Source organism: Taklimakanibacter albus (assembly GCF_016595235.1).
Taxonomy (GTDB): Bacteria; Pseudomonadota; Alphaproteobacteria; order Rhizobiales; family Aestuariivirgaceae; genus Taklimakanibacter; species Taklimakanibacter albus.
Map to the genome: position 1 here is coordinate 447,807 of NZ_JAENHL010000007.1, position 25,877 is coordinate 473,683.

At 62.7% G+C, this 25,877-nt stretch carries 31 protein-coding genes; 14 read left to right on the top strand and 17 right to left on the bottom strand.

What is annotated here, in order from left to right; translation table 11 throughout:
- The first annotated feature begins 38 nt into the window (after positions 1–38).
- Positions 39–1,214, top strand: a complete 1,176-nt coding sequence (locus JHL16_RS13645; protein ID WP_200185389.1) for an FAD-dependent monooxygenase — start codon at positions 39–41, stop codon at positions 1,212–1,214.
- A gap of 107 nt (positions 1,215–1,321) precedes the next feature.
- Entirely contained in the window at positions 1,322–1,597 is a 276-nt protein-coding gene (locus tag JHL16_RS13650; RefSeq protein WP_200185390.1) for a hypothetical protein, read from the top strand.
- A gap of 53 nt (positions 1,598–1,650) precedes the next feature.
- On the opposite strand, the gene JHL16_RS13655 is transcribed toward JHL16_RS13650, so the two are convergent.
- Complete coding sequence (locus JHL16_RS13655; RefSeq protein WP_200185391.1) at positions 1,651–2,052, bottom strand: hypothetical protein; 402 nt, start codon at positions 2,050–2,052, stop codon at positions 1,651–1,653.
- 180 nt (positions 2,053–2,232) lie between these two features.
- On the opposite strand from JHL16_RS13655, the gene JHL16_RS13660 reads away from it, so the two are divergent.
- Together JHL16_RS13660 and JHL16_RS13665 are read left to right on the top strand one after the other, a co-directional pair.
- Positions 2,233–2,760: a tetratricopeptide repeat protein gene (locus JHL16_RS13660; RefSeq protein ID WP_200185392.1), complete on the top strand. Its 528-nt coding sequence runs from the start codon at positions 2,233–2,235 to the stop codon at positions 2,758–2,760.
- Positions 2,761–3,153: 393 nt separating this feature from the next.
- Positions 3,154–3,360 (top strand): hypothetical protein, encoded by a 207-nt coding sequence (locus tag JHL16_RS13665; protein ID WP_200185393.1) that lies wholly within the window; start codon positions 3,154–3,156, stop codon positions 3,358–3,360.
- Between the two features lie 12 nt (positions 3,361–3,372).
- Here the strand turns inward: JHL16_RS13665 and betI are convergent, their stop codons facing one another.
- Entirely contained in the window at positions 3,373–4,017 is a 645-nt protein-coding gene (gene betI / locus JHL16_RS13670) for a transcriptional regulator BetI (RefSeq protein ID WP_200185394.1), read from the bottom strand.
- Between the two features lie 110 nt (positions 4,018–4,127).
- On the opposite strand from betI, the gene choX reads away from it, so the two are divergent.
- On the top strand, positions 4,128–5,066 hold the full coding sequence (gene choX / locus JHL16_RS13675; protein ID WP_200185395.1) for a choline ABC transporter substrate-binding protein: 939 nt from the start codon (positions 4,128–4,130) through the stop codon (positions 5,064–5,066).
- Here the strand turns inward: choX and JHL16_RS13680 are convergent, their stop codons facing one another.
- Positions 5,067–6,059, bottom strand: coding sequence for a hypothetical protein (locus tag JHL16_RS13680; protein ID WP_200185396.1), 993 nt, complete (start codon positions 6,057–6,059; stop codon positions 5,067–5,069).
- 147 nt (positions 6,060–6,206) lie between these two features.
- Here JHL16_RS13680 and JHL16_RS13685 point away from each other — a divergent pair, with 147 nt between their 5' ends.
- Together JHL16_RS13685 and JHL16_RS13690 are read left to right on the top strand one after the other, a co-directional pair.
- Entirely contained in the window at positions 6,207–7,403 is a 1,197-nt protein-coding gene (locus JHL16_RS13685; protein WP_200185397.1) for a multidrug effflux MFS transporter, read from the top strand.
- A gap of 35 nt (positions 7,404–7,438) precedes the next feature.
- Positions 7,439–7,801, top strand: coding sequence for a hypothetical protein (locus tag JHL16_RS13690; RefSeq protein ID WP_200185398.1), 363 nt, complete (start codon positions 7,439–7,441; stop codon positions 7,799–7,801).
- 3 nt (positions 7,802–7,804) lie between these two features.
- Here the strand turns inward: JHL16_RS13690 and JHL16_RS13695 are convergent, their stop codons facing one another.
- A complete protein-coding gene (locus JHL16_RS13695; protein ID WP_200185399.1) occupies positions 7,805–8,674 on the bottom strand; it encodes a 23S rRNA (adenine(2030)-N(6))-methyltransferase RlmJ in 870 nt (289 codons plus the stop codon).
- A gap of 67 nt (positions 8,675–8,741) precedes the next feature.
- Here JHL16_RS13695 and JHL16_RS13700 point away from each other — a divergent pair, with 67 nt between their 5' ends.
- Entirely contained in the window at positions 8,742–10,319 is a 1,578-nt protein-coding gene (locus JHL16_RS13700; protein WP_200185400.1) for an FAD-binding oxidoreductase, read from the top strand.
- Here JHL16_RS13700 and JHL16_RS13705 read toward each other — a convergent pair.
- From JHL16_RS13705 to JHL16_RS13720, 4 genes are read right to left on the bottom strand one after another with little or no spacing between them, the layout of a single operon-like run.
- Positions 10,313–10,732: a hypothetical protein gene (locus JHL16_RS13705; RefSeq protein ID WP_200185401.1), complete on the bottom strand. Its 420-nt coding sequence runs from the start codon at positions 10,730–10,732 to the stop codon at positions 10,313–10,315. The genes JHL16_RS13700 and JHL16_RS13705 overlap by 7 nt on opposite strands.
- 37 nt (positions 10,733–10,769) lie before the next feature.
- Entirely contained in the window at positions 10,770–11,081 is a 312-nt protein-coding gene (locus JHL16_RS13710) for a hypothetical protein (protein ID WP_200185402.1), read from the bottom strand.
- Positions 11,065–12,177, bottom strand: coding sequence for a hypothetical protein (locus JHL16_RS13715; RefSeq protein WP_200185403.1), 1,113 nt, complete (start codon positions 12,175–12,177; stop codon positions 11,065–11,067). Before JHL16_RS13715 ends, JHL16_RS13710 begins: the two co-directional genes overlap by 17 nt.
- Positions 12,161–12,577 carry a hypothetical protein gene (locus tag JHL16_RS13720; protein ID WP_137857358.1) on the bottom strand — a complete coding sequence of 139 codons (417 nt, stop codon included), beginning with the start codon at positions 12,575–12,577 and terminating at the stop codon, positions 12,161–12,163. Before JHL16_RS13720 ends, JHL16_RS13715 begins: the two co-directional genes overlap by 17 nt.
- 149 nt (positions 12,578–12,726) lie before the next feature.
- Between JHL16_RS13720 and uvrB the strand changes: the two genes are divergently transcribed.
- Positions 12,727–15,096, top strand: a complete 2,370-nt coding sequence (gene uvrB / locus JHL16_RS13725; RefSeq protein WP_281436014.1) for an excinuclease ABC subunit UvrB — start codon at positions 12,727–12,729, stop codon at positions 15,094–15,096.
- Between the two features lie 7 nt (positions 15,097–15,103).
- Here the strand turns inward: uvrB and JHL16_RS13730 are convergent, their stop codons facing one another.
- From JHL16_RS13730 to JHL16_RS13745, 4 genes are read right to left on the bottom strand one after another with little or no spacing between them, the layout of a single operon-like run.
- Positions 15,104–15,772: a hypothetical protein gene (locus JHL16_RS13730; RefSeq protein WP_200185404.1), complete on the bottom strand. Its 669-nt coding sequence runs from the start codon at positions 15,770–15,772 to the stop codon at positions 15,104–15,106.
- Between the two features lie 50 nt (positions 15,773–15,822).
- On the bottom strand, positions 15,823–16,299 hold the full coding sequence (locus JHL16_RS13735) for a hypothetical protein (protein ID WP_200185405.1): 477 nt from the start codon (positions 16,297–16,299) through the stop codon (positions 15,823–15,825).
- Between the two features lie 8 nt (positions 16,300–16,307).
- Entirely contained in the window at positions 16,308–16,796 is a 489-nt protein-coding gene (locus JHL16_RS13740) for a hypothetical protein (protein ID WP_200185406.1), read from the bottom strand.
- Between the two features lie 17 nt (positions 16,797–16,813).
- Positions 16,814–17,293, bottom strand: coding sequence for a hypothetical protein (locus tag JHL16_RS13745; RefSeq protein WP_200185407.1), 480 nt, complete (start codon positions 17,291–17,293; stop codon positions 16,814–16,816).
- A gap of 130 nt (positions 17,294–17,423) precedes the next feature.
- Here JHL16_RS13745 and JHL16_RS13750 point away from each other — a divergent pair, with 130 nt between their 5' ends.
- From JHL16_RS13750 to JHL16_RS13760, 3 genes are all read left to right on the top strand, one after another.
- Entirely contained in the window at positions 17,424–18,134 is a 711-nt protein-coding gene (locus JHL16_RS13750) for an HAD family hydrolase (RefSeq protein WP_200185408.1), read from the top strand.
- A 114-nt stretch (positions 18,135–18,248) separates the two neighbouring features.
- Positions 18,249–18,665, top strand: coding sequence for a DUF995 domain-containing protein (locus JHL16_RS13755; RefSeq protein ID WP_200185409.1), 417 nt, complete (start codon positions 18,249–18,251; stop codon positions 18,663–18,665).
- A gap of 124 nt (positions 18,666–18,789) precedes the next feature.
- Positions 18,790–19,431: a L,D-transpeptidase gene (locus JHL16_RS13760; RefSeq protein WP_200185410.1), complete on the top strand. Its 642-nt coding sequence runs from the start codon at positions 18,790–18,792 to the stop codon at positions 19,429–19,431.
- A 13-nt stretch (positions 19,432–19,444) separates the two neighbouring features.
- On the opposite strand, the gene JHL16_RS13765 is transcribed toward JHL16_RS13760, so the two are convergent.
- Complete coding sequence (locus JHL16_RS13765) at positions 19,445–20,089, bottom strand: MBL fold metallo-hydrolase (RefSeq protein ID WP_200185411.1); 645 nt, start codon at positions 20,087–20,089, stop codon at positions 19,445–19,447.
- A 117-nt stretch (positions 20,090–20,206) separates the two neighbouring features.
- Between JHL16_RS13765 and JHL16_RS13770 the strand changes: the two genes are divergently transcribed.
- The gene (locus JHL16_RS13770; protein ID WP_200185412.1) at positions 20,207–21,376 is read left to right on the top strand and encodes an MFS transporter; all 1,170 of its coding nucleotides are present in this window, start codon (positions 20,207–20,209) and stop codon (positions 21,374–21,376) included.
- Positions 21,369–22,529 carry an MFS transporter gene (locus tag JHL16_RS13775; RefSeq protein WP_200185413.1) on the top strand — a complete coding sequence of 387 codons (1,161 nt, stop codon included), beginning with the start codon at positions 21,369–21,371 and terminating at the stop codon, positions 22,527–22,529. The genes JHL16_RS13770 and JHL16_RS13775 overlap by 8 nt, the downstream gene beginning before the upstream one ends.
- Here JHL16_RS13775 and JHL16_RS13780 read toward each other — a convergent pair.
- Genes JHL16_RS13780 through JHL16_RS13795 form a run of 4 tightly spaced genes read right to left on the bottom strand, consistent with a single transcriptional unit; the run spans position 22,526 to position 25,867 of the window.
- A complete protein-coding gene (locus tag JHL16_RS13780; RefSeq protein WP_200185414.1) occupies positions 22,526–23,530 on the bottom strand; it encodes a branched-chain amino acid ABC transporter permease in 1,005 nt (334 codons plus the stop codon). The genes JHL16_RS13775 and JHL16_RS13780 overlap by 4 nt on opposite strands.
- Positions 23,527–24,411, bottom strand: a complete 885-nt coding sequence (locus JHL16_RS13785; RefSeq protein ID WP_200185415.1) for a branched-chain amino acid ABC transporter permease — start codon at positions 24,409–24,411, stop codon at positions 23,527–23,529. The genes JHL16_RS13780 and JHL16_RS13785 overlap by 4 nt, the downstream gene beginning before the upstream one ends.
- Entirely contained in the window at positions 24,408–25,139 is a 732-nt protein-coding gene (locus JHL16_RS13790; protein ID WP_200185416.1) for an ATP-binding cassette domain-containing protein, read from the bottom strand. The genes JHL16_RS13785 and JHL16_RS13790 overlap by 4 nt, the downstream gene beginning before the upstream one ends.
- Complete coding sequence (locus tag JHL16_RS13795) at positions 25,136–25,867, bottom strand: ABC transporter ATP-binding protein (RefSeq protein WP_200185417.1); 732 nt, start codon at positions 25,865–25,867, stop codon at positions 25,136–25,138. The genes JHL16_RS13790 and JHL16_RS13795 overlap by 4 nt, the downstream gene beginning before the upstream one ends.
- Positions 25,868–25,877: the final 10 nt, after the last annotated feature.

Below are 25,877 nucleotides of genomic sequence, written 5' to 3' on the forward strand. Positions count from 1 at the left end.
GTTGGATTGGCAGGGCGGATCAGCGATATGTAATTGAAATGCCCCTTCTTCCCGTCCTCATCGCCGGCGGCGGCATCGCCGGACTGGCTGGCGCGCTGGGCCTCGCCCGTATCGGCCGCGAGGCCCGCGTGCTTGAGCAGGCACGGGCCTTCGAGACGGTCGGCGCCGGCCTGCAGATCGGTCCCAACGCGGTGAGAGCGCTCGACTATCTGGGGGCGTGGGAAAGGGTGGCGCCGGCAAGCTTCGCCCCGCCCGGTATCACCATCCGTGACGGCCATAGCGGCCGCATCCTGCAGCATGTTCCACTGGGCGCCTCGTTCGAGCGGCGCTTCGGAGCTCCCTACCGGGTTATTCACCGCGCCGACCTCCTCGCCGGCCTGGTCGATGCCGCCCAAGCCCAACCGGGCATAACGCTGATGACCGCCGCGCCGGTGAAGGGCTTTGCCGACCGGGGCGAGCATGTCGAGGTCGAGACGGATGGAACCGCGCTCACGGGCGAGGCTCTGCTCGGCGCCGACGGGATCCGCTCGGCGATCCGGGCTGCGCTTCTCGCCGACGGCCCGCCGGTGCGCCACGCCGAGACTCTGTTTCGGGCGCTGGCCCCGATTGACGTGACGCTCGCTGACCCACTCGCCAATGTGACGCTCTGGCTCTGCCGTGGCGGCCACGTGGTTCATTATCCGGTGCAAGGCGGAAAAGCGCTCAATGTGGTGGCTGCCACTTTGGGTGGAGACTGGCCGGGCGATGGATGGTCGGCGCCGGCCGCGGCTGACGAGCTTCCAGCCCTCTTTCCGGACGCCCATCCGGAGCTTCACCGGGTTCTGGCCTTGCCCGCTGCCTGGCAGAAATGGGCGGCCGCCAGCCGCACCACCGCCCGGACATGGACAAAGGGCCGCATCGCCCTCATCGGCGATGCCGCGCACGCCTCCCTGCCCTATCTGGCGCAAGGGGCGGCCATGGCGCTCGAGGACGCGGTGGTTCTCGCCCGCAATATCCAGACGAGCGACACCATCGCCGGTGCATTGCGCGCCTATCAGGCGCTGCGTTTGCCGCGCACCCAGCGCATCGTCGCAGAATCGCGGCGGCTCAGTTCCATTTATCACGCCCGCGGGCCGATGCGCCTGGCCCGCAACGTCGTGTTGCGCAGCACCAAGCCCGAGGTTTTTCTCTCCCGCCTCTCCTGGATCTACGACTTCGATCCGTCGGCCATTTAATCCTCCGTTAACGGAAGATCATCGTTTCGCCACAGGTCCGGCCCGAAGGGTGCACAAAGCTCACCCATATGAGCAGCATCGAAGAGTGACGACAACGGATGACAAGCATGCGGGTAAGACAGATCATGGAACGCTATCGCGATTTCGCGGCGCGCACCCATCTCGTCATGGGCCTTTTCGCCCTCGGCCTCATCGCCGCAATCCTCACGCTGATGATCGTGAGCGCACTTCCCTCGCAAGCGAGCTTCCTCACCGCCGAGGCGAAGAACCTCGTCACCCTGGCGCCGACGAGCGATACGCTGCTGGTCGTGATCGTGAGCCTGGTCTTCCTGGCTGTCTTCGCCGCCAAGCTGTTCGAGCACCAGAGCAGCTCAACAAAATGAAAGGCGAGCCCCCACATGGGAGGCTCGCCAACCTTGCCGATCCGCGCGACGGGTTAATTCGGCCCACCGGCAGAGCTGCTGTTTCCGCCGCCGCCTTCTCCGCCGCCACCACCATTGCGGCCGCCATTCCCCCCTGAACCGTCGCCATTCTTGCCGGGATGGCGCTTCAGAAAGGCGGTGGGCGGGTCATATTGCGGCGGGGGAGGTGTTTTCACCAGTTGGCGGCAATTGCCTTCGGAGCAGCCGATCACGTCACCGCAGCCATAGCGGCGTTTGCTCTTCCAGAACGTCTCGTCGATGCGCCAGCAATGGCGGCGCAGCTCTTCCGGGCTCGCCCGGAATTTGGAGCGGCCGGTGGCGGCATCTGCCGGAACCGCCACAGAAAGGGTTACCATCAGCGCGGCCACGCCGCCGAAGGCGGCCAGCGAGACTTTGTGCAGTGAGAACTTCGTCATAATTGACCTCCAACAGGTTGCGATCATGTCCGATCGATGGCGGGAGGATGGCAGAATGGCCGTGAGCCCCGCCTGAATGGCGGGTTCATCGAAGGTTCACCGCCAGAACAGGCGGTGAGAAGGAATGGAAATGAGCCTCGGGACGTAATAAGCTCGTATTCGCTCCCTGGAGGACAGATTATGAAGATTCATCTCGCTTTGGCCACGGTCGCGGCCCTCGCTTTTGGCGTCGCCTCTTTCGCTCCCGTTTATGCGATGGGTGATGGCGACAGCGGCACCACCACGCCTAAGAAATGCAAGAAGGGCGAAGTGGTGAAAAAAGGCAAATGCGTGAAAGCCACTTCCGGCGTCTTGCCCGACGAAGATCTTTATCAGCAGGGCCGCGCGCTGGCACAGGCCGGCGAATATGATTGGGCACTGACCGTTCTCGCCGCCGTGCGCAATCAGAATGATCCGCGCGTGCTGAATTATATCGGCTACAGCCACCGCAAGTCGGGCCGCCTCGATGAGGCCTTCGGCTACTACCACAAGGCCATCGAGATCGATCCCAACTTCGTGCTGGCGCGCGAATATCTGGGTGAGGGTTATGTCGCCGCCGGCCGCATCGATCTCGCCAAGTCGCAGCTGACTGAGATCGCCCATCGCTGCGGCACGACCTGCGAGGAATATCAAGAGCTCGCCGAACATATCGAAAGCGGCCTGAACTGAGCTGTCGCGGAGAGCGCCCGTTCGCGGAGATCGGGCGCTCCACTTTTTGCACTTTCCAGAACAATGTTGTCCTCCCCAAAATGGGGATTGTGAGCCTCTGCCAATCGCATCAGTCTGACTGACCGGTCGTCAGAGGGCGAGAGATTCTAATCGCTTGAATAGGCTGATGAAATTCGCCGCAGCCCGGCGAAATGTCATGCCCGTTCATGGCGCCCCGGGGGGTAATCTATGCCTTTTCGTCCGCTTCGCCTCAGTCTGCGTCGCGCCCAATTTCTGCCGGCACTGGGCCTTGCCGCCATTGTGACAACGATCGTCAGCCTGCCTTCCAGCAGCCTCGCTTTTCTCCTTGCCCTCATGCTCCTCGGAGTCGTGGGGGCGAGACGCGAGTTCCAAATGCCCTCTCTCACGGAACTCGCGTTCTTTTCCATCGCCATCATCGCCGCCGTGCTGATCGGGCCCGGCGCGTATCTGGCGGCATCGGCCTATAGGGCCACGGGCTTCGTGACGCTTGCGGTCTTCATGGCCTTCGTCCTCGTTCTGGCCATCGCGCTCGGCAGGCTGGCCGAAAGGCTGTTCGCTGCCGGCGAGGACAGCACCTGATAACGCTTGCCCTCAGTCCGACGCCCGGGCTGAGGGGCCTTCTGTCCGCCGCAGCCGCGCTACGATTTCAGGCCCCAAAGCGCGCTCCGAATAGCCGGTCACGAGGCGGACGGCCTCGGCCGCCGTCAGGTCTCCGGTGCAGCCGCGCCTCAGCCAAAGCCCATCGATCATCGCCGCGAAGCCGCGGGCGAAATGATCGAGTTCGCCGGGCGCCAGATTGCCGGCGAGCGCCGAGGCCAGATTCGATCGGAGCCGGCGATAGAAGAACTGCTGCAGCATGGCATAGCGGCCGTTCGAGGCGGCGGCAGCGAAGAAGGACACCCAGGCCTTGGCCGTGTTGGCATCGTAATGGCGTTCCGGAAAATTGCCTTCGATGACGGCCTGAAGGCGCTCCCAGCCCGTCCGCGCCCGGCGCAGGCGGGCGATGATGTCCTCCACCAGCAGCCGGTTGCTGTGCCGGACCATCTGGAAAAGCACCTCGTCCTTGTTCTTGAAATAATAGGTCAGGATGCCTTGTGACATGCCGGCCTCCCGGCAGATGCGCGTGGTCGTCAGCCCGTTCAGTCCATCGGCCAGAAAAACCCGGTAGGCCGCCTCGATCAGCTCGATGCGCCGGACATCCTTGATGCGGATCTTGGTCTTGCCGACTGTTCCCATAATTCTGTGTGCTCTACCAAAAAATTGTACGCTCTACCAATTTTTTGAATTGACAAAGAATACAACCCTCATAGGCTCTCGGCAAACGACAAGAACCAAAGGGAGCTGAAATGAAAAAGCCGATCGCCACGTTTGTTTTCGCCGCCGGCCTGGGTCTTGCCGGAAGCGCTTTCGCCGCCGACAAAGAAACCTGCCAGAAGGTCCGCATTTCCGATCTCGGCTGGACCGACATCGCGCTCACCAACGCCACCATCGCCACCCTGTTCGATGCGCTGGGCTACCAGCCCGAACAGAATCTCCTCGGCCTGAATGTGACCTATGAGATGCTGAAAGGCGGCGACCTCGATGTGTTTCTCGGCAACTGGCGCCCGATCCAGGACGAGCAGTTCAAAGCCTATTACGACGAGGGCTCGGTCATCCCCCTCGTCACCAATCTCGAAGGCGCCAAATACACATTGGCGGTTCCCAATTACGTGGCCGACGCCGGCGTGAAGTCCTTCGCCGATCTCGCCGCCCATGCCGACAAATTCGGCACCAAGATCTACGCCATCGAGCCCGGCAGCAACCAGCCGCTGCTCGATATGGTCGCGGCCGGACGGCACGGGCTCAAGGACTGGGATATCGTCGAATCAAGTGAAGCCGGCATGCTGGCGCAGGTCGAACGCAGCATTCCGAAGACCGAATGGGTCGTTTTCCTCGGCTGGCAGCCGCATCCGATGAATCTCAAATATCAGATGACCTATCTGGCCGGCGGCGATGTCGAATTCGGACCGAATTTCGGCGGCGCCACGGTGCGCACCATCGTCCGGCGCGGCTATTCCGACGACTGTCCCAACGCCGCCAAGCTTCTCGCCAACGTCGTCTTTGACATCGACTACGAGAATGCCGGCATGGACCTCGTCATGACTCAGGGCAAATCGGCCGACGAGGCGGCGCGCCTCATGATGCAGAAGCATCCGGAGAAGGTGAAAAAGTGGCTGGAGGGCGTCACATCCTTCGACGGCAAGAACCAGGCTTTGCCTCTTGTCGAGGCGGCGCTCGCGAAATGATCAGCCGCGCCGGAGATAATGCGGCCTGAGCTCCTGCGCATTGTCGCGCACATAGGCGACGATGCGCCGGCGTTTCTCCTGTCCGCGCGCGCCTTCGCCACCCGCGGCCTGACCGCGATCGACGAGATCGGGCATCACCTGGATGACATGGTCGTAGATCGAGCGCCAGGTCTGCTTGACCGCGTCGCGTGAAACCGCGAGCGTGCCGGCGATCTCCTCGTCGGTGAGGCCGTCGATGGCGCGCAACAGCATGCGTTGCTCGCCGGCGGTGAACCGGAAGCGCGGCTCAAGATAAGTGAAGACGGCCGAGACCGGCGTCGAGGGCGGCGTGTCGGCGGCCATCTCGCGCTGGAAATAATACACCGCCCGCTTCGACGAGGCGCCGTGAGGTATGGGCTCCGACGGCGGCTCGGCGTCGAGATCGAGCTCGCGATAGAGCCGGAAGCCGGCGCTGAGCGCCATCTGCTCATACATCGCGCCCGCTTCGACGATCATCGAATTGAGATTGTAGCCGCGATGAATCGACAGATAGAACGGGAAGAACACCGTCATGATGCGGCGGCCTTCGGGCGAGGTGAAGTCCATCGGCGTCTGGATGTAGTCGAGCATCACCAGATCGAGACCGCGGCTGAGATTGCCCTGAGCCTGCTGCGCGCGGTCGAGAAACACGTCGCTGCCGCCGTCAAGACAGCGCCTGAGCAGCCAGTTGGTGAGGCACGGCCAGGGCTTGGCGAGATAAGTCCGCTGGAATTCCGACGCTACGAACGCCGACAGCGTCGCCGCAACGACGGCACTTTCTCCCGTAACATCATGATCTTCGATGAGACCACCGATAAGCCGCTCTTCATCGAGCAGATCGTCGATGACCTGGGCGAGTGACCTGTCGAGCCGCTCATCAAGCTGCGTGACTTTGCGCATCAGGCGCGCGCAGGCCGCCCCGTCTCCGGGTAAAAGCGTGCGCGGCCGCAAGGCACGGGCGTGCTGTGTGCTCAAGGCTTACCCCCTCTTCTTCCGATCCTCGCGCCACGCGCCCTCTGTCAAGCCACGCTATGCAACTGCCTCATGTCCCATCAGCCCCAAGGCTATTGGGATAAGCCGCTGCTACGCCTATAAGGGAAACTCCATTCCCCGAAAGGTCCCATGTCAGATCGCCTCGCGTCATCGGCCGCGCGCCGCCCGCCTTTTTTGATTCTGGTCACGGTCAGCGCCATCGGACCCTTGGCGCTCAATATCTTCATGCCTTCGATGCCGGGTCTGCAGGCGACTTTCGGCGTCCCCTACGGCACGGTACAGCTGACGCTTACGCTGTATCTGATTGGTCTTGCCGTCTGCCAGCTCTTCTACGGTCCGCTGTCGGACCGCTATGGCCGGCGCCCGCTTCTGCTCGCGGGGCTTGCCTTGTTCGTCATCGCCAGCATCGCTTCGGCGCTCGCCACGACGATCGAGACGCTGATCGCCGCACGCCTGGTGCAGGCGCTGGGCGGCGCTTCCGGCATCGTCCTGTCGCGCGCCATCGTGCGCGATCTCTATCAGGGCGAAAAGGCCGCGAGCGTGCTCGGCTACATCACCATGGCCTGGGTGCTGGCGCCGATGATCGCGCCGGCGATCGGTGGTTATCTCGATCAGCTGTGGGGCTTCCGCTCGAGCTTTGTGCTTCTGGCCCTCATCGGCGCACTGACTCTCGCCGTCGCCTGGTTCACCTTGCATGAGACGAATATCAATCGCCGCACCGACGGCCGTCTGTGGCAAAGTGCACATTACGGAAGGATCTTCGCGTCAGGCCAATTCCGCGGCTATGCCACGTCGCTCGCTTTCGCCAGCGCCGTGTTCTTTACCTTCCTCGCTTTCGCGCCGTTTCTCACCGTCAACATCATGGGCCGCTCGGCCATGGAATATGCTTTGTGGTTCATCCCGGTCTCGGTCGGCTACATGATCGGCAACTATTGCTCGGGGCGCTATTCCGAACGCATCGGCAACGATCAGATGGTGCTGATCGGCAACAGCCTGACCTTTGCCGGAGCCACGCTGTGCCTGGTCCTGGCTCTGATGGGCTTCCTGACTCCAGCTGCGATCTTCCTGCCGATGCTGCTCTGCGCCCTTGGCAATGGCCTCACCATCCCCAATGGCACCGTTCGCGCCATCAGCATCGATCCGCGGCTCTTCGGCACCGCCGCCGGCCTTCTCGGCTTCCTGCAAATGGGGGTGAGCGCCGTGATCTCGCAAGGTGTTGGATCGGCGCAGGATCACCATTTCATGATCGGCTATTGGGTGTTGGCCATCTGCGCAGGGCTCAGCGCGCTGGCGCATCTCGCCATGCTGGCGAAAGCGCGGCGCTAGCTGATTCCTTAAGGCGAACCTGCTATGATCGCGCCATGATCGAGGTGCTGGTCGCCTATACGCTGTACATCATCATCATGGCCATCCCGTTCCTGGTGATCGCCGCGATCGCCGGTATATTTCTTGCCGGCATCGCCGCAACCGTGACGGGTGTCTCCGGTGGCCGGTCACCCAAGGCGCTGCTCGGGCTGATCATGCTGGTAGCGAGCAGCTCCACGGCGACAATGATAACCTACTGGGCCACGACGCCCCCCGCCGATGCCAGCACCATGGGTCCCCATAACATCGTCTACAAGACATATCAGGAGATGCGGGCGCAGTTTCAGGCTCTGCGGTGGCTGCATGACGGGACTTTCGAGCGGGACACCGGGCAGCAACAGCCCCCTGGCGGACAATAGCTTCTAGATCTCGGCACCAAGCCAATCGAGCGACCAGGCAGCGCCGTCGCTTTGCCTGAGGCGTTCGCACAGAGCGGGCCCGATAGCCGCAAGCTCATCCGCCAAGGGCCAGGGCGGATTGATGAGAATGAGGCCAGAGCCGGCGAGCCCACCCTCGGGCACGGCCTTGCGCACCAGAAGCTCGATCTTCAGCGTCTTCGGGATGGCGAGCGCCTGCGCCTCCTTGGCGATCACTTCGGACAAGCCGTCACCGGTCACCGGATACCACAAGGCGAAAGCGCCCGTTGCAAAGCGGCGATAGCCATCGCGCAGCATCTGCACGGCGCGGCGCGCTTCGTCCTCGCGCTCATAGGACGGATCGATCAGGATGAAGCCACGCCGCTCGGGCGGCGGCAGATGCGCCTTGACCGCGATCGCGGCGTCCCCTTCGACGAGCACCACCCGCCTGTCACGCTGGGCGAACTCCGCGAGCTTCCCGTGATCATCCGGATGCAGCTCATTGAGGATGACACGATCGTTCTGACGCAAGACATCGAGCGCGAAGCCCGGCGATCCCGGATAATGGGAGAGCGGCTGCCCCGTCGCATTGACCGATGCGATCACGTGGCGCCATGGCGCGATCAAGGCCTCGGCTTCGGCTGCCAAGGGCACGGCCTTGCCGGAAGGGTCATAGAACCGCCCCACCCCATCCTGCCACTCGAGCGTCTTCAGCGCCTCATCGCCCCACAACGCATAGAGGCCGGTGCCGGCATGCGCGTCGAGAAACAGAAACGGCTTGTCCTTTTTCTGAAGATGCAAAAAGGCCCGCAGCATCACGATGTGCTTGAGGACATCGGCATGATTGCCGGCATGATAGACGTGGCGGTAGTTCATAGATGCGTCTTCTAGGCGGGCCGGTGCAAATAAGCTAGCTTCCGGGCCAACAATCACAAGGTGATTCATGACGAAGTGGTTCACGCGCCGAAAGGCCATCGGCGCGGCAGGTCTCGCGGCGGCCGCCGCCTGGATCGGCAACGAAGCCTATGGGCTGGCCTCCGCTCCGTTAGCTCCCAAGGACTGCGGCCCCCTCGTCCCGGACAATGCCCTGACCATGCCGCCGGAGGCGACGAGCCTGCCCTGGTCGCAGCGCGCCGGCACCGTCAACGATGTGAGCTGTCTTTCGCGCACCCCGGTCAAGGGTGTCGTGGCGGTAAAAACTGAAAAGGACATCGCCGATGCCTTGGCCTATGCCCGCGACCAGGGCTTGAAGGTCTCGATGGCGGGAGCGCTTCATTCGATGGGCGGGCATGCTTTCGCGCGCGACGGCGTCGTCCTCGACATGACCGGCTTCAACGCCGTGACCGTCAACGCGGAAGCGCGCACCATGACGGTGCAGAGCGGCGCGCGCTGGCACGATATCCAGAACATCCTCCATCCGCGCTTCGCCGTGAAGGCGATGCAATCCTCGGATGTCTTCACGGTCGGCGGCTCGATCTCCGTCAACGCCCACGGCATGGACCATCAGGTCGGCGCCGTCGAGCGCACGTTGCGCCGTTTGCGTATCATGCTGGCCGATGGCTCGATCGTCACCGTCAGCCGCAGCGAGAACTCCGATCTCTATCGCCATATCGTCGGCGGCTACGGCCTGTTCGGCGTCATTCTCGAGGCCGAGATCGAGATCGCCGACAATGTCGTCTATGAATCGCGCCGGCGGCTGATCGACATCGCCGATTTCCCCAAGATCTTCGCCGAGGAGATCGCCGCCGAACCGGACATCGGTCTGTTCTACGGCCATCTCTCGACGGCGCCGGGAAGCTTCCTGCGCGAAATGCTCCTTTATACTTATCACCGCCAGGACCTGCCGGACGTGAAGCTGCCACCGCTGGCGGATGTGAGCTCCGCCGGGCTGCGCCGCCTCGTCTTCAACCTGTCGAAGCAGGGCAGCCTTTTTGCCGAAGCCAAGTGGTATGCGGAGAAGGAGCTCGAGCATAAATTCGAATCCTGCACGGTGAGCGAGATCGCCGGCCGGACCGGCGAGGCCTGCCTCGTGTCGCGCAACGAGCCGATGCATGACTCGGTGCCCTATCTCTTCAACAACCTGAACTATGAGACCGACATTCTGCACGAATATTTCGTGCCCCGGACCAATCTCCTCTCTTTCATCGACCGGATGCGCGCCCTCATGCAGAAGAACGGCACCTTGCTTCTCAACGCCTCGGTGCGCGTCGTGCACAAAGAGGAGATCGCTCTCAACTACGCGCCGGAAGAGGCATTCTCGGTCGTGCTCTATGTCAACCAGACGGTGGACGAGGCCGGTATCGAGAAGATGCGTGGCCTGACCCGCGATCTGGTCGACCTGGCGCATCTGTCGGGCGGCCGTTTCTTCCTGCCCTATCAGCGCCATTACGACGCGATGCAGCTGAAGCGCGCTTATCCGATGATCAGTGACTTCTTCGCCGCCAAGAAACGTTTTGACCCACGGCAGCTGTTCAGTAACGGTTTCTATGAGGCCTATGCGGCGGAGTTTCCCGGTTATTGACCTTCCGCGCGCAGCAAGGGCCGCGCCATGAACCAGCAGACGAGCGCCGCCACGATCGAGGGCGGCAGGAACACCCGCCCCATATTGTACAACGCGCTCACATAATCGGCTCGCGACAGATCCATATCCGCCGTGAGGACGAAAAACAGCGCGTTGCTCACCAGCGCCGCGACGATAGGCACCGGCCATGACCGCAATGCGAGCCAGAGGCCGGCAAAGGCGACGATCAATCCGCTGCTCAGCGCCAGGATCATGCCCTCGCCATAGGATCCGGTGACGAACGGCACAGGCGACCGCAAGGAGAAGGCAGCGCCCATGCTCATCCAGGAGACGACGCCGCCGACCGGAGGGCCGACGACGACGAAGATCGCCGTCACCAGAAGAACGCGCCAGACACGATTTTGAAACAACATGGCGGCGAGTTTAAGAGCCCGCCCGTGGAAGGGAGAATCAAGTCTTCGCGAACAATTCGCGGCACGACATCACAATTCGGGCATCGATCACGAGCAGCGCCCCGGCGCCATAGAGCCGACCGGCGAAGCCCGCTTCCGGCGACCGCGTCACCGCGATGCTCTGGCCGAATGCCTCGAAGGAGCCATGCGCCTGCGCCACCGTTTCGAGCGCATGGCCGGGAGCGAAGACCGCGAGCGGCGTGCCGGGCGGCATGGCAAAGGCAAGTCCGGCCAGGATCGCCGTCCAGGCCGCGAGCACGATCACTGCGCCGGCGGCGAAACGCAAGAGCCGGTCAATAATCATAGACATGCTCGAGCTGCGCTCCGCTCGGGCCGAGCTTGCGCACGACATCGAGCAGCAGCGCCACCGGCACCGAGAGACCGACACGTTTACCTCCTGCTCCTGCGAGATTTTGCGTCTCGAACAAGACGGGCGGCATGTCCTCGGGCGGCGCCCAATCCTCGGGCACGGTCAGCGAGATCAGGATGTTGCTGTTGCCGCCAATCTCCAGGAAGCTGGCATTGGTGGCGCCGAGCTTCTGCACGATCTCGGTGAAGGGCTGGTAGCGCGGCAGCTTGACGAGCTGGCTCCCGTCGCGGAACGACTCGACGAGCGTGATGCGCCGGTCGATCGGCGCGGTGTCGACCGGCACGCCCCGCATCAGAGCATAGATTTCGAGCTGGGCGGGCGCATAGACCGTCTCGGTGCCGCCGCGGATCAGCCAGCCATAGCCGGTCTTGACGCCGAGCTCGGCCGAGATCGCAAAACGCCGCTCGGCCTTGCGCACCGGGCCTGGCCCCGCGAACGGTACATTGTTCCAGAGCTCCGACAAGCGTTCGGCAAAGGCAAAATCATACCAGGGCACGGTATTGAGCCACTGGCCGTAATCATAGGCGTATTTGCGCGCGAACATGTCTTCGGCAGTGGGCGGTATCGGCGCGAAGAGCTCGCTCAACCTCCCGATCGTATTCTCATAGATGCCCTTGACGACATATTCGACCGTGTGACTGATGCCGATCACATAGATCATCAGATGCGTGCCGGCATTGAAGTCGTAGCGCGGCGCGACCAGCCGGTTGACGGCGCAATAGCTGGTCCAGAACTCGGCCGCCGAGCGGAAATAGCTGAAGCCGCTCGGATAGTATTTCTCGATGTAATCGGCGAAATCCTGCGACGTGTAGACGATGTACCATTCCGGGAAGGTCAGGTAGGACTTTTCCTCGGGAAAGCGGTAGCCCACCAGGTCGTCGAGCTTGGCACGCGTCTCGGGTTCGATGACCGGCATCGTCACATTGCTGCCGCCGTCGGACGTCCCCTGACAGCCGACGCCGATATAGACGACCGGCGCCGCCAGGAGAATCGCCAGCGCCAGAAGTATCCGTTTGGTCTTACGCAGTTTCGCCATGACGTTTCGACAATACAAAACCCGCATAGGCGGCGAAACCGCCAATCGCCAGATGCGGCAGATTGGCCATGATGCGCGTCATCAGATCGAGATCAAGCATACCATTGATGAAGATGCCGAAATCGAGATAGCCGCTGCCGGTGAAGAGCCCCAGCACGCCGTCGAGGAAATAGAGGGTGCCAAACAGCTTGAAGTAGTTGACGGTCGCCCGGGTCGAGATCAAAGCGGCGATGCCGGCCCACAGGCCCGAGAAGAGATGCAGCGCATCGTCATAGAGGTCGAGCTTGAACAGCCCGAACATCATGCCGTTGGCATCCTTGAATTGCGGTACATAACTCATCGCCGCCACGATCACGAACAGCGCGAAATAGGCAAAACCGAGCTTGCGGATCAGTGACATGGCCGGAGCCCCCTTTCCCGAATCGGCCGCAGCTTAGCCCGTCGGCGACAGCTTGTCCCGAGGACAACCCGCTGCTGCCATAATGCTGTCAGCAATCGCCACAGCCCACCCTTCCGGCTTGGCCCCGGCCATCCTATATTACCCCCATCATGGGACATTCACGACAGGAAGGCGGCTTCTCCGAAGCGCCGCAGAAGCCGCTGGAAGGCTTCCCCGAAATACCGACCGCCGAGGCGTTGCGCCAGCGGCCGGATCCGCGCGCCGACATGTCGGGTCCCCGGGCCGGGCTCGAGGCGCTGCGCCCGGATTTCGTGCCCAACGAGGTCTTCACCCCCTATCGCCCGCCGCGCCCCGACAAATCCGAAGGCGGCACGCCGCTCAGGATCGTTTCTGATTTCGAGCCCCGGGGCGACCAGCCCCAGGCCATCAGCGAGCTCGTCGCCGGCGTCCAGGGCGCCGACCGCGACCAGGTTCTCCTCGGCGTCACCGGCTCGGGCAAGACGTTCACCGTGGCCAAGGTCATCGAGCAGACCCAGCGTCCGGCCCTGGTCCTCGCCCCCAACAAGACGCTCGCGGCGCAGCTCTATGGCGAGTTCAAGAGCTTCTTCCCGGACAACGCGGTCGAATATTTCGTCTCCTATTACGACTACTACCAGCCGGAAGCCTATGTGGCGCGCACCGACACCTATATCGAGAAGGAATCCTCGATCAACGAGCAGATCGACCGCATGCGCCATTCGGCGACGCGTTCTCTTCTCGAGCGTGATGACGTCATCGTGGTCGCCTCGGTATCCTGCATCTACGGTATCGGCGACGTCGAAACCTATTCCGCCATGACCTTCACGGTGAAGAAGAACGAGCGCATCGCCCAGCGCCAGCTTCTCGCCGATCTCGTGGCCCTCCATTACAAGCGCAATGACGGCAATTTTGTGCGCGGCACCTTCCGCGTGCGCGGCGACACGGTCGAGATCTTTCCCTCACACTTCGAGGACCGCGCCTGGCGCGTTTCGCTGTTCGGCGACGAGGTCGAGGCCATCTCCGAATTCGATCCGTTGACCGGCCACAAGACGGCCGAGCTCGAGCAGATCAAGCTCTACGCCAATTCGCACTATGTGACGCCGAAGCCGACGCTCGAGCAGGCCGCGTCGCGCATCAAGACCGATCTCAAGATCAGGCTCGAGGAATTCAACGCGGCGGGCCGCTTGCTCGAGGCCCAGCGCCTCGAGCAGCGTGTGCTGTTCGATCTCGAAATGATGATGGCGACCGGCTCCTGTGCCGGCATCGAGAATTATTCGCGTTATCTCACCGGCCGCAAGCCGGGCGAGCCGCCGCCGACTCTGTTCGAATATCTGCCCGACAATGCACTGGTCTTCGTCGATGAAAGCCACGTGACCGTCCCGCAATTGGGCGGCATGTTCCGCGGCGACTATAACCGCAAGGCGACGCTCGCCGAATTCGGCTTCCGTCTGCCCTCCTGTATCGACAACCGGCCTCTGCGCTTCGAGGAATGGGACGCGATGCGACCGCAATCGGTCTATGTGTCGGCGACGCCCGGCTCCTGGGAGATGAACCGGACCGGCGGCGTCTTCACCGAGCAGGTCATTCGCCCGACCGGCCTCATCGATCCCCCGGTCGAGATCCGACCGGTGAAGAACCAGGTCGACGACCTCATCGCCGAATGCCGCGACGTGGCGAAAAAGGGCTATCGCGCCCTCGTCACCGTGCTCACCAAGCGCATGGCCGAGGATCTCACCGAATACATGCATGAACAAGGCATTCGCGTGCGCTACATGCATTCCGACATCGACACGCTGGAGCGCATCGAGATCATCCGCGATCTGCGGCTTGGCGTCTTCGATGTGCTGATCGGCATCAACCTGCTGCGCGAAGGCCTCGATATTCCCGAATGCGCCCTCGTCGCCATTCTCGATGCCGACAAGGAAGGCTTCCTGCGTTCCGAAACCTCGCTCATCCAGACCATCGGCCGCGCCGCCCGCAATGTCGATGGCAAGGTGGTCCTCTATGCCGACCGTGTGACGGGCTCGATGGAGCGCGCCATGGCCGAGACCAGCCGCCGGCGCGAGAAGCAGGAGGCCTATAATCTGGAAAACGGCATCACGCCGGCGAGCATCAAGAAGAACATCGCCGATATCATGTCGTCGGTCTATGAGCAGGACCACGTCACCGTGGATTCAGGGCTTGCCGAGGACGGCGCCCCGCTTGTTGGCCACAATCTCGAGCGTGTCATCTCCGACATGGAGAAGCGCATGCGCGAGGCCGCCGCAAATCTCGAATTCGAGGAAGCGGCGCGTTTGCGCGACGAGGTCAAGCGGCTGCGTGATGTCGAGCTGGCCGTCATGGACGATCCCCTGGCGCGCGATCCGATGGACGAGCCGCGCCGCGGCAAGTCCACCCTCCAGCCGGCAACAGCGTCCTGGCCCTCCCCCAAGCCGGCGCGCCGCGCGGCCTCCAAGGGCGGCCGGCCGGGCACAAGGACGTTCAGGAAGAGCGGGCGGTAGACTGCGCCTAGGGCCGCCAGATTCCGATCCTGCCGTCGTCAGCCACCGAGACAAGCAGCATTTGCTGGCGCCAGTCGACGAGGACAAGACCGTCGCTCGCATTGAGTTTGGCGAACACATCCGTGAGCGCTTGATGGTCGGGATTCGAACCCAGGCTGGCGGCAATGACCGGGATGCCGCCCTCTTCTGCATAACCATAAAGATGCACATTGCGTCCGATTGCAATGGTGAAGCCGCCGCGAACCCTCCCGACGCCTGCAACGCTAGTCAGAAGAGGAGCCGAGCCGGCGCGTGTCCCAAGAATGGATTGAAGATGCTCGAGCGCGGTCTTGCCGATTATCAGCGGGGCGCGGTTGAACTCACGTACATACATGTTCCGCCAGCCGGGACCGTCGCGGTTCTGCGCGTCGAACGCCTTGAGTTCGCTCAACATGCGCCGGATTTCGGGCACCATCGCCTTGGGCAGAAATTCAGCTTGCGCCCAATCGTCCTCGTGAAGCACACACGCGTCGGTGGCCGGCGGCTCGCCGAGCGGATCCAGCAGTGGCAGATCTTTCGCAATCGTCGGAATCGAAAAGAGAATGTCGTTGGGATCCATCATCTGCGTGACAGGCTCAGCCTCCACGCTTCGGGCGAAACCAAGCGCCATCATAAGGGCGACGAGAAGTTTTTTCATGCCCCTTTCCCAGCCAAGTACGGTTCCTTACTTCACTGCGTGGGCGACGATCAGGTGACTCTCTTGCCACCTTCAGTTTCGATCCACAGATTGAAATTGTAGTTCGATCCAACCGACTCGCCGCGAACGACATAGGTTTCGCCGGCGACAGGCGTGAAGGTGACGGTCTTGTTGCCCAAGTCCGACGGCATCTCCGCTTCTCTGCGGATCACATAGTATCTTTCGAGCAGGACCTTGATCGGCTTGGTTGGCACGCGCCTTTCAAAACCCTTGGTCGTGACCGGTGTGGAATAACCTCCCTCGGTCATATGTGACGCATTGGTCAGGTACTTGCCATCAACCTGCGCCACCGCAAAAATCTCGATCCCGTTATATTCACCGCCGAGCCAGGACTTCTGTTTTCGCCGAATATAGCTGTCCTTGATCAGGGCGGTCGCGCCGGAATAGTCATCCGGCAGCAGCTTTTGACTTGCACAGCCCGCAAGCGAGAAAGCGCCCAGAAGGAACACACGACGTTTCATGGTCATCCCTCGAGTTACTCCCCGACGATCTTGCCGCCGGCTGTTTCGAGCCAGACGGAAGCGACGCCGCCTTCCGTCCGTCCCTTGACGACATATTTTTCACCCGCCACCGGGTTGAACTTGATCTTTCGCGTGGTCAGGGTTTCGGGCTCGCGGCTGCCGCCATATTGACCGCCCGCCGCATATTGAGTGACCACCGCCAGTGTGATGGTCATTGGCCTGACGGGAATGCGCCGCTCATGCGCTTGCGGCTTGAGTGCAAACCCCAAGCTCGATTTGAAGCTCGCCCGATAGGTCGCCAGCATCGCATTATCGATGTATTTCCCGTCCATCTCCCGCATGATGAAGAGATCGACCTTTTCGTGCCTGAAGAAGCCGCCCTTCACGAAATTGCCATAGCTGTCCCTGACGGACGCCGTCGGTCCGGAAAATCCGTCGGGCAGGGTTTTGGTGGTGCAGCCCGCGAGCAGCACCAGGCAAACGAGTAAGGCGCGGCGTCTCATGTGATTCTCGCGCGAGCCTACTGCGTTACTCTCTTGCCGCCCGCCGTCTCGATCCAGACATCCGAGCCGGAGTCGCCCAGCTTGCCGCGCACGACATATTTTTGACCGGCGACAGGATGGAAATTCACCGTCTTTTCGGTCGCATAGGTCTTGTTGAACAAGGTGCTGATCGGCGCCGGATAATAGATCAGCGCGAACAGCTTGACCTTCATCGGCTTGATCATGACGCGCCGCTCTTCGTTCTTGAGCCGCATGCCCATCCCAAGGCCCTCACTGGCCGATGAAGTGGAGCTGAAGGCGTTCGGGATACCCTTCCCGTCCACGGCCGTCATCGAATAGATTTCGGCGCGGTCGGACTTGAAGAACCCTCCGCTGACATAATTGGCGTTGCTGTCCCTGACCACCGCTGTCGGCCCGGCATAGTCATCCGGCACCAGCTTGGCGGCACAGCCCGCCAGTAGTATCGCGCAAACAAGTAGAATCAGCCGTTTCGTCACTGCCGCCCCCAAACATTAATCTTTTTTCATAAACCATTATTTCGTTGGGCAGGCAAGATGTGTCGGGGTTGAACCGGCTCGCCTCCAGGGCCTATGCTCCGCGACTTCGCAACACCTGAACGGGTTTGAGATGTCCTCCCCACCGGCCGGGCTTTCGACCATCGGCTTCGACGCCGACGACACGCTGTGGCAGAACGAGCAGTATTACCGGATGACCGAGAAGCGCTTCGCCGGCCTGCTCGCCGATTATGCCGAGGCCGAGGCCCTGTCCAACCGGCTTCTCGAGGCCGAGCGGCGTAATCTCAAGGCCTATGGCTTCGGCATCAAGGGGTTCACCTTGTCGATGATCGAGACCGCCATCGAGGTGACCGAGGGCCGCGTCCCCGCCACCGTCATCCACCAGATCGTCGATGCCGGGCGCGATCTGCTCAGCCACCCGATCGAGCCTTTGCCGCATGCCCGCGCCGCCCTCGAGCAGTTGAGCGGCGACTATCGCCTCGTCCTCATCACCAAGGGCGACCTGTTTGACCAGGAGCGCAAGCTCGCCCAGTCCGGCCTCGGCGACTTTTTCAGCGCGGTCGAGATCGTCAGCGATAAATCGGCGGCCACCTATGAGCGGTTATTCACCCGCCATGGCGACGGTCCGGAACGGGCCATGATGGTCGGCAATTCGCTGAAATCCGACATTGTCCCGGCCATCAAGGCCGGCAGCTGGGGCGTCTATGTGCCGCACAGCCTGACCTGGGCGCTGGAACAGGACGAGGCCCCGAGCGGGCACCAGCGCTACCGTCATATCGAGCATCTGGGCGAACTACTGGAGGTGGTGCGCAAGGCCGGCTGAATTAGGCCCCCTTGCCCTGTTTTCGCCCTATCCGGACGTCACTCTTGGTCAATCTTGCCCTCCGGGCTCAAACGTGACACATGGCGCCCGGCGCAGGGGTTAAGGATTGTGGGAATGACCGATTATTCGAGATGGGGCTTGGCCATGGCGGCCATGCTGATTCTGGCGGGCTGCGCCTCGTCCCCGGACAAGAGCGCCATCAAGATCCTCAATGGCGGCCAGACGCCGACCTCGTCAGCGCCGGCTGCCCAGGCCGAACCGATCCGCCTCCTCTCCGCCGAAGAGATCCGCTCCACCCTGATCGGCAAGAGCTGGCAATATACCCGCCCCGATGCGAGCGGCTTCATCACATATAATGCCGATGGCTCGCTGACCTACCAGGACGACGTCAAGGGCGAAGGCCGCGGCACCTGGTCGGCGACACAGGGCGAGTTGTGCCAGAGCATTGGCGGCCAGCCGACCGAATGCAATCAGTTCAAGAGCACCGGTGACGCCTATCATGTCGGCAAGATCCGCCTTGTCGGCATTTGAGATCCTGACACGCAAAAGTGCGTTTCGGCAACACGTCGCCCCAAGCTAAATTCAGCATGTCGATCGCGCCTGTCACTTCGGGTTGAGGCAGCCTGAAGCGGCGACGCTTTATAGAGGAGGCCTAATGACGAGCAGTATCAATAGACGGCGCTTCCTGGCGGCGGGAAGTGCGGCCTTTGCCGGCCTTGCGGCGACGGCGGCGGGCGCCCAGCAGCAGCTGGAGCAGTTCCGGCCCGGCAAGGATTACAATGATCTGATCACCTTCCCGCCGACCGACATGAGCAAGATCCCGAAGAAGTTCCGTCGCCAGATCGTGCCGTATGAAGGCCGCCACTGGCCGGGCACCATCATCGTCAATACCGCCGAGCGCCACCTCTATCTCATCCTGGACGGGCGCGAAGCCATTCGCTTCGGTGTCGGCGTCGGCCGCGAGGGTTTCCGCTGGGCCGGTCTCGCCGATGTGGAGCGCAAGGTCATGTGGCCGCGGTGGACGCCGCCGCCCGAAATGGTCGAGCGCGATCCCAACGCGGCGAAATGGAAGGACGGCATGCCCGGCGGCCCCGAAAATCCGCTGGGTGCCCGCGCCCTCTATCTCTTCCAGAACGGCCGCGACACGCTCTACCGCCTGCACGGCACCAACGCGCCGCAGACCATCGGCAAGGCCTTGTCGTCCGGCTGCATCCGCATGATCAATGAGGACGTGATCGAGCTCTATAGGCGCGCTCCGATCGGCTCCCGCGTCGTGGTCCTGGCGCAGGGCATCTGATCAACGATCGGTGTCAGCTCACGCCGGTAAGGAACGGATTGCCGCGCCGTTCCTCGCCGATCGTGCTGGCCGGGCCATGGCCGGGCAGGAACGCCACATCGTCGCCGAGCGGCAGCAGCTTGTCGCGGATCGCGGTGATCAGCGCCTCGTGATCGCCATAGGGAAAATCGGTGCGCCCTACCGAGCCCTGGAACAGCACATCGCCCATGAAGCAGAAGCGATGCGCGTTGTTGAACAGCACCACCGAGCCCGGTGTGTGCCCCGGACATTCGAGAATATCGAATTCCAGAGTGCCGACCGTGACCTTGTCGCCTTCCTTGAGCCAGCGGTCGGGCGTGAACGCGCGGGCTTGATAACCGTACTGAGCCCCTGACTTCGGCAGGTCCTTGAGCAGAAACGCATCCTTCTCGTGCGGTCCTTCGATCGCGACCTTGAGTTGGTCACGCAGTTCGGCGCCGCCGCCGGCATGATCGATATGTCCATGGGTCAGCAGAATCTTCTCCACCGTGACCTGCGCCTGGTCGATGGCTTTGCGGATCACATCGACATCGCCGCCGGGATCGACGACGGCGCCGATGCGCGTATCCTCGTTCCAGACGAGCGAGCAATTCTGCTGGAACGGCGTGACCGGAATGATCATGATTTTCGGACGTGTCATGGCCCCAGTGCATAGCGGCGCGCAGCGTCATGCGCAAGACACAGGGCTGCACTTGCGGACCGTTGAGCGGAACCGCTAGAGGATCAATCAAGCAACCATTCCTTCCGAGGACCAGCAATGTCGGCGCCTTTGCCATTCGCACAGCGCTACCGGACGATTGTCGCCGCCATCGCGACCGTCGCTTCCTGTGACATCGCCATGGGCCTCACCTTGCAGATGCTGCCGCTGCTGATGGAGAAGGGCCATGTTCCGGCCTGGATCATGGGGCTCAACGCCGCCATGTCGCCGCTCGGCATCATGATCGGCGGCCCGTTCCTGCCGCGCATCGTCTCGCGCTTCGGATCCAAGCGCGTCGTTTACATCGCCATTCTCGTCACCATGGCGACGCTCGCCGCCTTCAAGCTGTTCCCCAGCGTATGGGCGTGGTTCGCCATCCGCTTCGTCTTCGGCATGGCCGCCGGTACCTTGTTCACGGTGAGCGAGGCGTGGATCATGAGCGGCGCCGAGCAGAGCAACCGCGGCCGCACCATGGGCCTCTATACGAGCGTGCTCGCCATAAGTTTTTCGATCGGCCCGCTGATCATCCCGTTCACCGGCATCGACGGCTGGGCGCCCTGGCTGATCGGCATTCTGTGCGTCGGCATGAGCGCCATTCCGTTGACTTTTCTGCGTATCTCCGAGGATTCCTTCCGCCATGAGGAAGGCGGCGGCTTCTGGGCCTTCGTGGGCCGAGCGCCGCTGCTGCTGTTCGCCGTCGGCACGCTCACCTTCTTCGACGCGGTCATCTTGTCCTTCTTCCCGATCTTCGGGCTGCGCTCCGGGCTTCCCGTCGAGCAGGTGACCACCATCCTCGGCGTCTCGATCATCGGCAATGCATTATTGCAACTGCCGATCGGCCTGCTTGCCGACAAATGGTCCAGGCTCGGCGTGATCGTGCTTTCGGCCATCATCACCGCGGTGCTGGCGCTATCGATGATATGGACGATCCAGTCCTGGCTGATCTGGCCGGTGATGCTGGTCCTCGGCACCACCGCCTATGCGATCTACACCATCGCCCTCACCATCCTCGGCGATAATTTCAAGGGCCCCGATCTCATCGCCGGCAGCGCCGCTTTTGCCGCCATGTGGGGGGTCGGCGGCATATTGGGCCCGCCGATCGCTGGGGCTGCGACCGACGCCTTCGGCATCATCGCCATTCCGATCACCGTCACGGCCATCTACGTTATCCTGCTGATCGGTCTCGGCCTCTCGCGCGGCCGGATGGTGCAGGGAGTCGCGCATGGATAGACAGCGCTGGATCAATCTCTTCGCCGCCATCTCGGCCGTCACCGTCTTCGGCTTCGCGCTCGGGCTCATATTTCCCCTGCTCTCTCTGGTCATGGAGAAGCACGGCGTGCCGCCGCACGTGATCGGCCTCAACACGGCGATGCAGCCCCTGGGCATCCTGGTCTCGGGATTCCTCGTACCGCATTTGACCAGTCGCCTCGGCACCCGGCCGGTGGCGATCATCGCCGCCTTCCTGACTGCCACGATAATCGTGGCCTATCCCTTCACGCCGATATATTGGGCGTGGTTCGTGCTCCGCTTCCTCCACGGCCTCGCTGTCGGGGCGCTGTTCACGGTAAGTGAGGCCTGGGTGGTCGAGGCGGCCTTCGGACCGGCGCGCTCGCGCATCATGGCGCTTTATGCCAGCATCCTGTCCGTCAGCTTTGGCCTCGGCTCGGCACTGATCAGCTTCACCGGCATCGAAACCATATTGCCCTTCTTCATCGGCGCTGGCTTCCTGGCCGCCAGCACGATACCGATGTTCTACTACCGTCCGACCGGCACCTTTATGCCCGAGACCGGGGAGCGCCAGCTTTCCATCCTGGGCTTCGCGCGTCTGGCGCCCATCCTGATCAGCGCCGTGACCCTGTTTGCTGTCATCGACGCCGCCTATCTGGGACTGATGCCCGTCTACGGGGTCAAGAAAGGTTTCGATCAGGAAACCGCGGCGCTGATGCTGACCGCTTTCATCGTCGGCAATGCCGGGCTGCAATTCCCCATCGGCTGGATTGCCGATCACTGGAGCAAGCGCGGCATGATGGTGGTCTGCGCCTTCACGACCGTCATCGGCAGTGCCCTCATCCCGTCCGCCTTCGGCACCTGGTTGCTCTGGCCCGTGCTGGTCGTGACCGGTGCCACCTCGGCCGGCATCTACACCATGGCGCTGGCCGAGCTCGGCGAACGTTTCTCCGGCAACGAGCTTGTCGCCGGCACGGCCGCCTTCTCCACCACGTGGGGTGCGGGCGCCCTGGTCGGCGCCCTCATCGGCGGCTGGGCCATGGACCGGTTCGGTCCCGACGGCCTGCCCTACGCGACGGCGATGGTCTTTGCCGCCTTCGTTGTCGCCATCGCCGCCCGCACGGCGAGCGCGGGCCGCGCCGCAAGGCGTGCTTAACCCGTTTTCACGGACCAAGTGAATTCGCGGCTGCCCATGATGCCGCGCGGCCGCGCCAAGAGCACGATCAGCATCATCAAAGCAAGGCCGATTTCCCGCAATCCCGGCAGCGCCGGCACCATCAGGCCGGCGAATTCGAAGCCGCCTGAAACGATCCGCAGCATCTCGGCACAGCCCGCCACCAGGAATGTGCCGATGACCGCGCCGGAAAGACTTCTGATTCCGCCAATGACGAGCATCGCGAGCGTCAGATAGGTAAACTCGAAATAGAACTGGCTGACCGTCAATACGCCGCGGAAATGCCCTTGCAATATGCCACCCAGCGCGACCAGCGCGGCGGACAGAACAAAGGCCCACAGGCGCACGGCGCGAACCGAGATGCCGGTGGCCTTGGCCGCCACCTCGTCCTCGCGCGAAGCTTGCAACATCAGGCCGTAACGTGACGTCTTGAATAGGAAGGCGACGAACAGCGCCAGAAGCGCCGAGATCAGAGCCGCACCGATGCCGGTTGCGAGCGGCAGGCCCACCAGCGAGCTCGTGCCTCGTGTATAGGCGTCGGTATTGGCGAGGACCGTTGTCACGATGGCGAGCCAGGCGACGGTTGCGATGCTGGCGCCGAGCCCCGACAGCTGGACGATGATTACCCCGATGAGCAGCCCCACAAGCGAGGCGAAGGCTACGCCGATGGCGGCGCCCGTCGGCAGACCCACTTGCGTCGACAGCGCGAAGGCCGGAAGTTGCGGAAGAAAGATTTTCTTGGCGGCGACCGGCAAGGTGAACCAGGCGGCGCTATAGGCGCCGAGCGCCGCAAAGCTCGCATGCCCGAAGGAGAACACCCCGGAATTTCCGACGAAGACCGCAAGGCCCAGCACCACGACCAGCTTCACCAGCATGTCGATGACGAAGCGTTGGAAAATATCCGATCCGGCCCAGCCGATACCGGCGACGGCGAGGATCACCAGAGACAGCAAAATGAATGTCGACCAGCGCCGCGTCATCATACGCGCTCCCTCGAGCCAACGCCTTGAAAGAGCCCATCCGGCCGCAACACCAGGATCGCGATGACCACGGCATAGACGAAAGCCTCACGAAAAACCCGCAATTCGGGCGGCAGCAGTGCCTGCAGACACACCGTCACCACGCCGACGATCATCCCGCCGAATACCGCGCCGACGAGACTCCCCATTCCACCGATGACCGTCGCGACGAACCCTACCAAAGCAAGCTGCAGCCCATAGGTCGGCGCCGCGGTGCCGGTCTGTGCCGCGAAGAGAACGGCAACGACCGCCGACAGCACGCCGGTCAAGGCGAAGGCAACGGCGATCACGCGATCGCCCTTGATTCCCAGAAGCCGCGCCATCCTGAAATCGACCGCGGCTGCCCGCATCTCGATCCCGATGCGTGTGCGCCGCAGGAAGAGCGCGATACCGGTCAGCAGGCCGACGGCGACGCAGATCGTCAGGATATTCAGGCGTGGAATGCGGATCTCCCCGATCATGACCGGCAAGCCGAGCTCCGGGATGATGTTGAACCCTATGGGACGCGCCCCGAAGATGAGAACCAGCACATTCTGCAGGAGATAGCTGAGCGCAAAGCTGGTGATCAGCATCGTCGCCGGATCGGCGTCGCGCACCGGTTTGAAGGCGAGGCGGTCGGCAAGGAGTGCCAGCAGTACGACGACGAGAACCGTCAGGATCGCGGCGAGCGGAAACCACAGGCCGACGGTGAGCATCAATGTGTAGATGCCGATGGTCACGAACTCTCCTTGTGCGAAATTGACCAGCCGCATGACACCGAAGAGCAGGCCGATACCCAAAGCCGAGAGCGCATAGACCGCTCCCACGCTCACCGCATCGACCAGGGTCTGGATGACGTAGATCATTGACGTGCTCCGAGCGCGACACCGCCAAGATAGGAGGCATGCAGCTGCTCATCGGCCAGAATCTCAGCGGCAAGCCCTGATGCCTGGACAGCCCCGCTGCTCAGCACGATCACGCGGTCGGCAACCTCATCGATACGGGCTGGATTCTGCTCGATCAGCAGCAAGGTGGTGCCCAGGCTCTTCAACTCGGAGAGGATCGCATAGATCTTGTCGACCATCACAGGAGACAGCCCGAGCGACGGCTCGTCCAGGATCAGCAGGCGGGGCTTCGACAGCAGCGCGCGCGCAATAGCCAGTTGCTGCTGCTCGCCGCCCGAAAGCCGGGTCGCCATCCCGTTGCGCCGCTCATGCAGAATGGGAAACATCTCATAACTCTGTGCCATGGCATGTCGGGCGGAGCTTCGATCAGCGAGAACGGTCGTGCCGAGCAGCAGATTCTCGTCAACGGTAAGGCCCTCAAAGATATGGCGCCCCTCGGGAACCAGCGCCACGCCGAGGCGCGCCGTCGCCTCCGGGCCAAGCCCCAGCAGCGAGCGCCCGGAGAATTCGATCCGCCCAGAGGCTGGCCTGACGATGCCGGTGATCGCGAGCGTCAGGGTCGACTTTCCGGCGCCGTTGGCGCCGACCACCGCCAGGGTCTCGCCCTCCCCGATCCGCAGCGAGACGTCGCGGATCGCCGGTATCGGGCCGTATTTCACCGTGATATTCTCGATGGCCAGCAGGGTCACGGGCGCGCCCTCTCTCTTCCAGGGCCGAGATAGGCCTGACGCACCAGAGGATCCTGACCTATCAAGTCTGGCGTTCCCCGCGCGATGACCCGGCCACCATCCATGACGACGAGTCTCTCGCAGACCGACATGACCAGCGTCATATTATGTTCTACCAGCAGCAGCCCCAGTCCCGTCTGATCGCGTAAGGCCACGAGCGTGCGGTCCAGCTCCTCGACTTCGCCCGGGGTCATGCCGGCCGCCGGCTCATCGAGCAGCAGAAAACGCGGCCGCAGGCCGAGTGCCCGGGCGATCGCCAGCCGTCGCTGATGTGCGTAGGATAGCGATCCAGCCGGTTTCTCCTTCAGGTCGGAGATCCCCATGAGGGCGAGCAGCTCCGTTACATCCGGAGCGCCCTTGCCCAGCACGGCGACCGCTGCCGCAACATTCTCGGCCACCGTCAGATCCCGGAAAAGTCGCACTGATTGGAAGGTCCGAACGATGCCGGCACGCGAAATGCGATGGGGAGGCATCCCAGCAAGCGATACGTCGCCGAGGAAGACAGTGCCCCGAGACGGCTTTTGAAAGCCGGAGAGTACATTGACCATCGTGCTCTTGCCGGCCCCATTGGACCCGATCAACCCGACGATCTCACCGGCGCCGACATCGAGGTCAATTCCAGCGAGCGCTACGAGTCCCCCGAAACTGACACCGACATCACGCGCGGTCAACCGAACCGCATCCATCATCCTGCTTCCC

Bases quoted from the DNA above. Each gene is read 5' to 3' on its own strand.
- JHL16_RS13645 (WP_200185389.1), top strand. From the start codon at position 39: ATGCCCCTTCTTCCCGTCCTCATCGCCGGCGGCGGCATCGCCGGACTG.
- JHL16_RS13735 (WP_200185405.1), bottom strand. From the start codon at position 16,299: ATGACCATGAAACGTCGTGTGTTCCTTCTGGGCGCTTTCTCGCTTGCG.
- JHL16_RS13750 (WP_200185408.1), top strand. From the start codon at position 17,424: ATGTCCTCCCCACCGGCCGGGCTTTCGACCATCGGCTTCGACGCCGAC.
- JHL16_RS13785 (WP_200185415.1), bottom strand. From the start codon at position 24,411: ATGATCTACGTCATCCAGACCCTGGTCGATGCGGTGAGCGTGGGAGCG.
- JHL16_RS13695 (WP_200185399.1), bottom strand. From the start codon at position 8,674: ATGAACTACCGCCACGTCTATCATGCCGGCAATCATGCCGATGTCCTC.
- JHL16_RS13700 (WP_200185400.1), top strand. From the start codon at position 8,742: ATGACGAAGTGGTTCACGCGCCGAAAGGCCATCGGCGCGGCAGGTCTC.
- JHL16_RS13765 (WP_200185411.1), bottom strand. From the start codon at position 20,089: ATGACACGTCCGAAAATCATGATCATTCCGGTCACGCCGTTCCAGCAG.
- JHL16_RS13775 (WP_200185413.1), top strand. From the start codon at position 21,369: ATGGATAGACAGCGCTGGATCAATCTCTTCGCCGCCATCTCGGCCGTC.
- choX (WP_200185395.1), top strand. From the start codon at position 4,128: ATGAAAAAGCCGATCGCCACGTTTGTTTTCGCCGCCGGCCTGGGTCTT.
- JHL16_RS13770 (WP_200185412.1), top strand. From the start codon at position 20,207: ATGTCGGCGCCTTTGCCATTCGCACAGCGCTACCGGACGATTGTCGCC.
- JHL16_RS13715 (WP_200185403.1), bottom strand. From the start codon at position 12,177: ATGGCGAAACTGCGTAAGACCAAACGGATACTTCTGGCGCTGGCGATT.
- JHL16_RS13730 (WP_200185404.1), bottom strand. From the start codon at position 15,772: ATGAAAAAACTTCTCGTCGCCCTTATGATGGCGCTTGGTTTCGCCCGA.
- JHL16_RS13665 (WP_200185393.1), top strand. From the start codon at position 3,154: ATGCCCTCTCTCACGGAACTCGCGTTCTTTTCCATCGCCATCATCGCC.
- JHL16_RS13685 (WP_200185397.1), top strand. From the start codon at position 6,207: ATGTCAGATCGCCTCGCGTCATCGGCCGCGCGCCGCCCGCCTTTTTTG.
- JHL16_RS13740 (WP_200185406.1), bottom strand. From the start codon at position 16,796: ATGAGACGCCGCGCCTTACTCGTTTGCCTGGTGCTGCTCGCGGGCTGC.
- JHL16_RS13780 (WP_200185414.1), bottom strand. From the start codon at position 23,530: ATGATGACGCGGCGCTGGTCGACATTCATTTTGCTGTCTCTGGTGATC.
- JHL16_RS13760 (WP_200185410.1), top strand. From the start codon at position 18,790: ATGACGAGCAGTATCAATAGACGGCGCTTCCTGGCGGCGGGAAGTGCG.
- JHL16_RS13755 (WP_200185409.1), top strand. From the start codon at position 18,249: ATGACCGATTATTCGAGATGGGGCTTGGCCATGGCGGCCATGCTGATT.
- JHL16_RS13660 (WP_200185392.1), top strand. From the start codon at position 2,233: ATGAAGATTCATCTCGCTTTGGCCACGGTCGCGGCCCTCGCTTTTGGC.
- JHL16_RS13710 (WP_200185402.1), bottom strand. From the start codon at position 11,081: ATGTCTATGATTATTGACCGGCTCTTGCGTTTCGCCGCCGGCGCAGTG.
- JHL16_RS13705 (WP_200185401.1), bottom strand. From the start codon at position 10,732: ATGTTGTTTCAAAATCGTGTCTGGCGCGTTCTTCTGGTGACGGCGATC.
- JHL16_RS13795 (WP_200185417.1), bottom strand. From the start codon at position 25,867: ATGATGGATGCGGTTCGGTTGACCGCGCGTGATGTCGGTGTCAGTTTC.
- betI (WP_200185394.1), bottom strand. From the start codon at position 4,017: ATGGGAACAGTCGGCAAGACCAAGATCCGCATCAAGGATGTCCGGCGC.
- JHL16_RS13650 (WP_200185390.1), top strand. From the start codon at position 1,322: ATGCGGGTAAGACAGATCATGGAACGCTATCGCGATTTCGCGGCGCGC.
- JHL16_RS13690 (WP_200185398.1), top strand. From the start codon at position 7,439: ATGATCGAGGTGCTGGTCGCCTATACGCTGTACATCATCATCATGGCC.
- JHL16_RS13655 (WP_200185391.1), bottom strand. From the start codon at position 2,052: ATGACGAAGTTCTCACTGCACAAAGTCTCGCTGGCCGCCTTCGGCGGC.
- uvrB (WP_281436014.1), top strand. From the start codon at position 12,727: ATGGGACATTCACGACAGGAAGGCGGCTTCTCCGAAGCGCCGCAGAAG.
- JHL16_RS13720 (WP_137857358.1), bottom strand. From the start codon at position 12,577: ATGTCACTGATCCGCAAGCTCGGTTTTGCCTATTTCGCGCTGTTCGTG.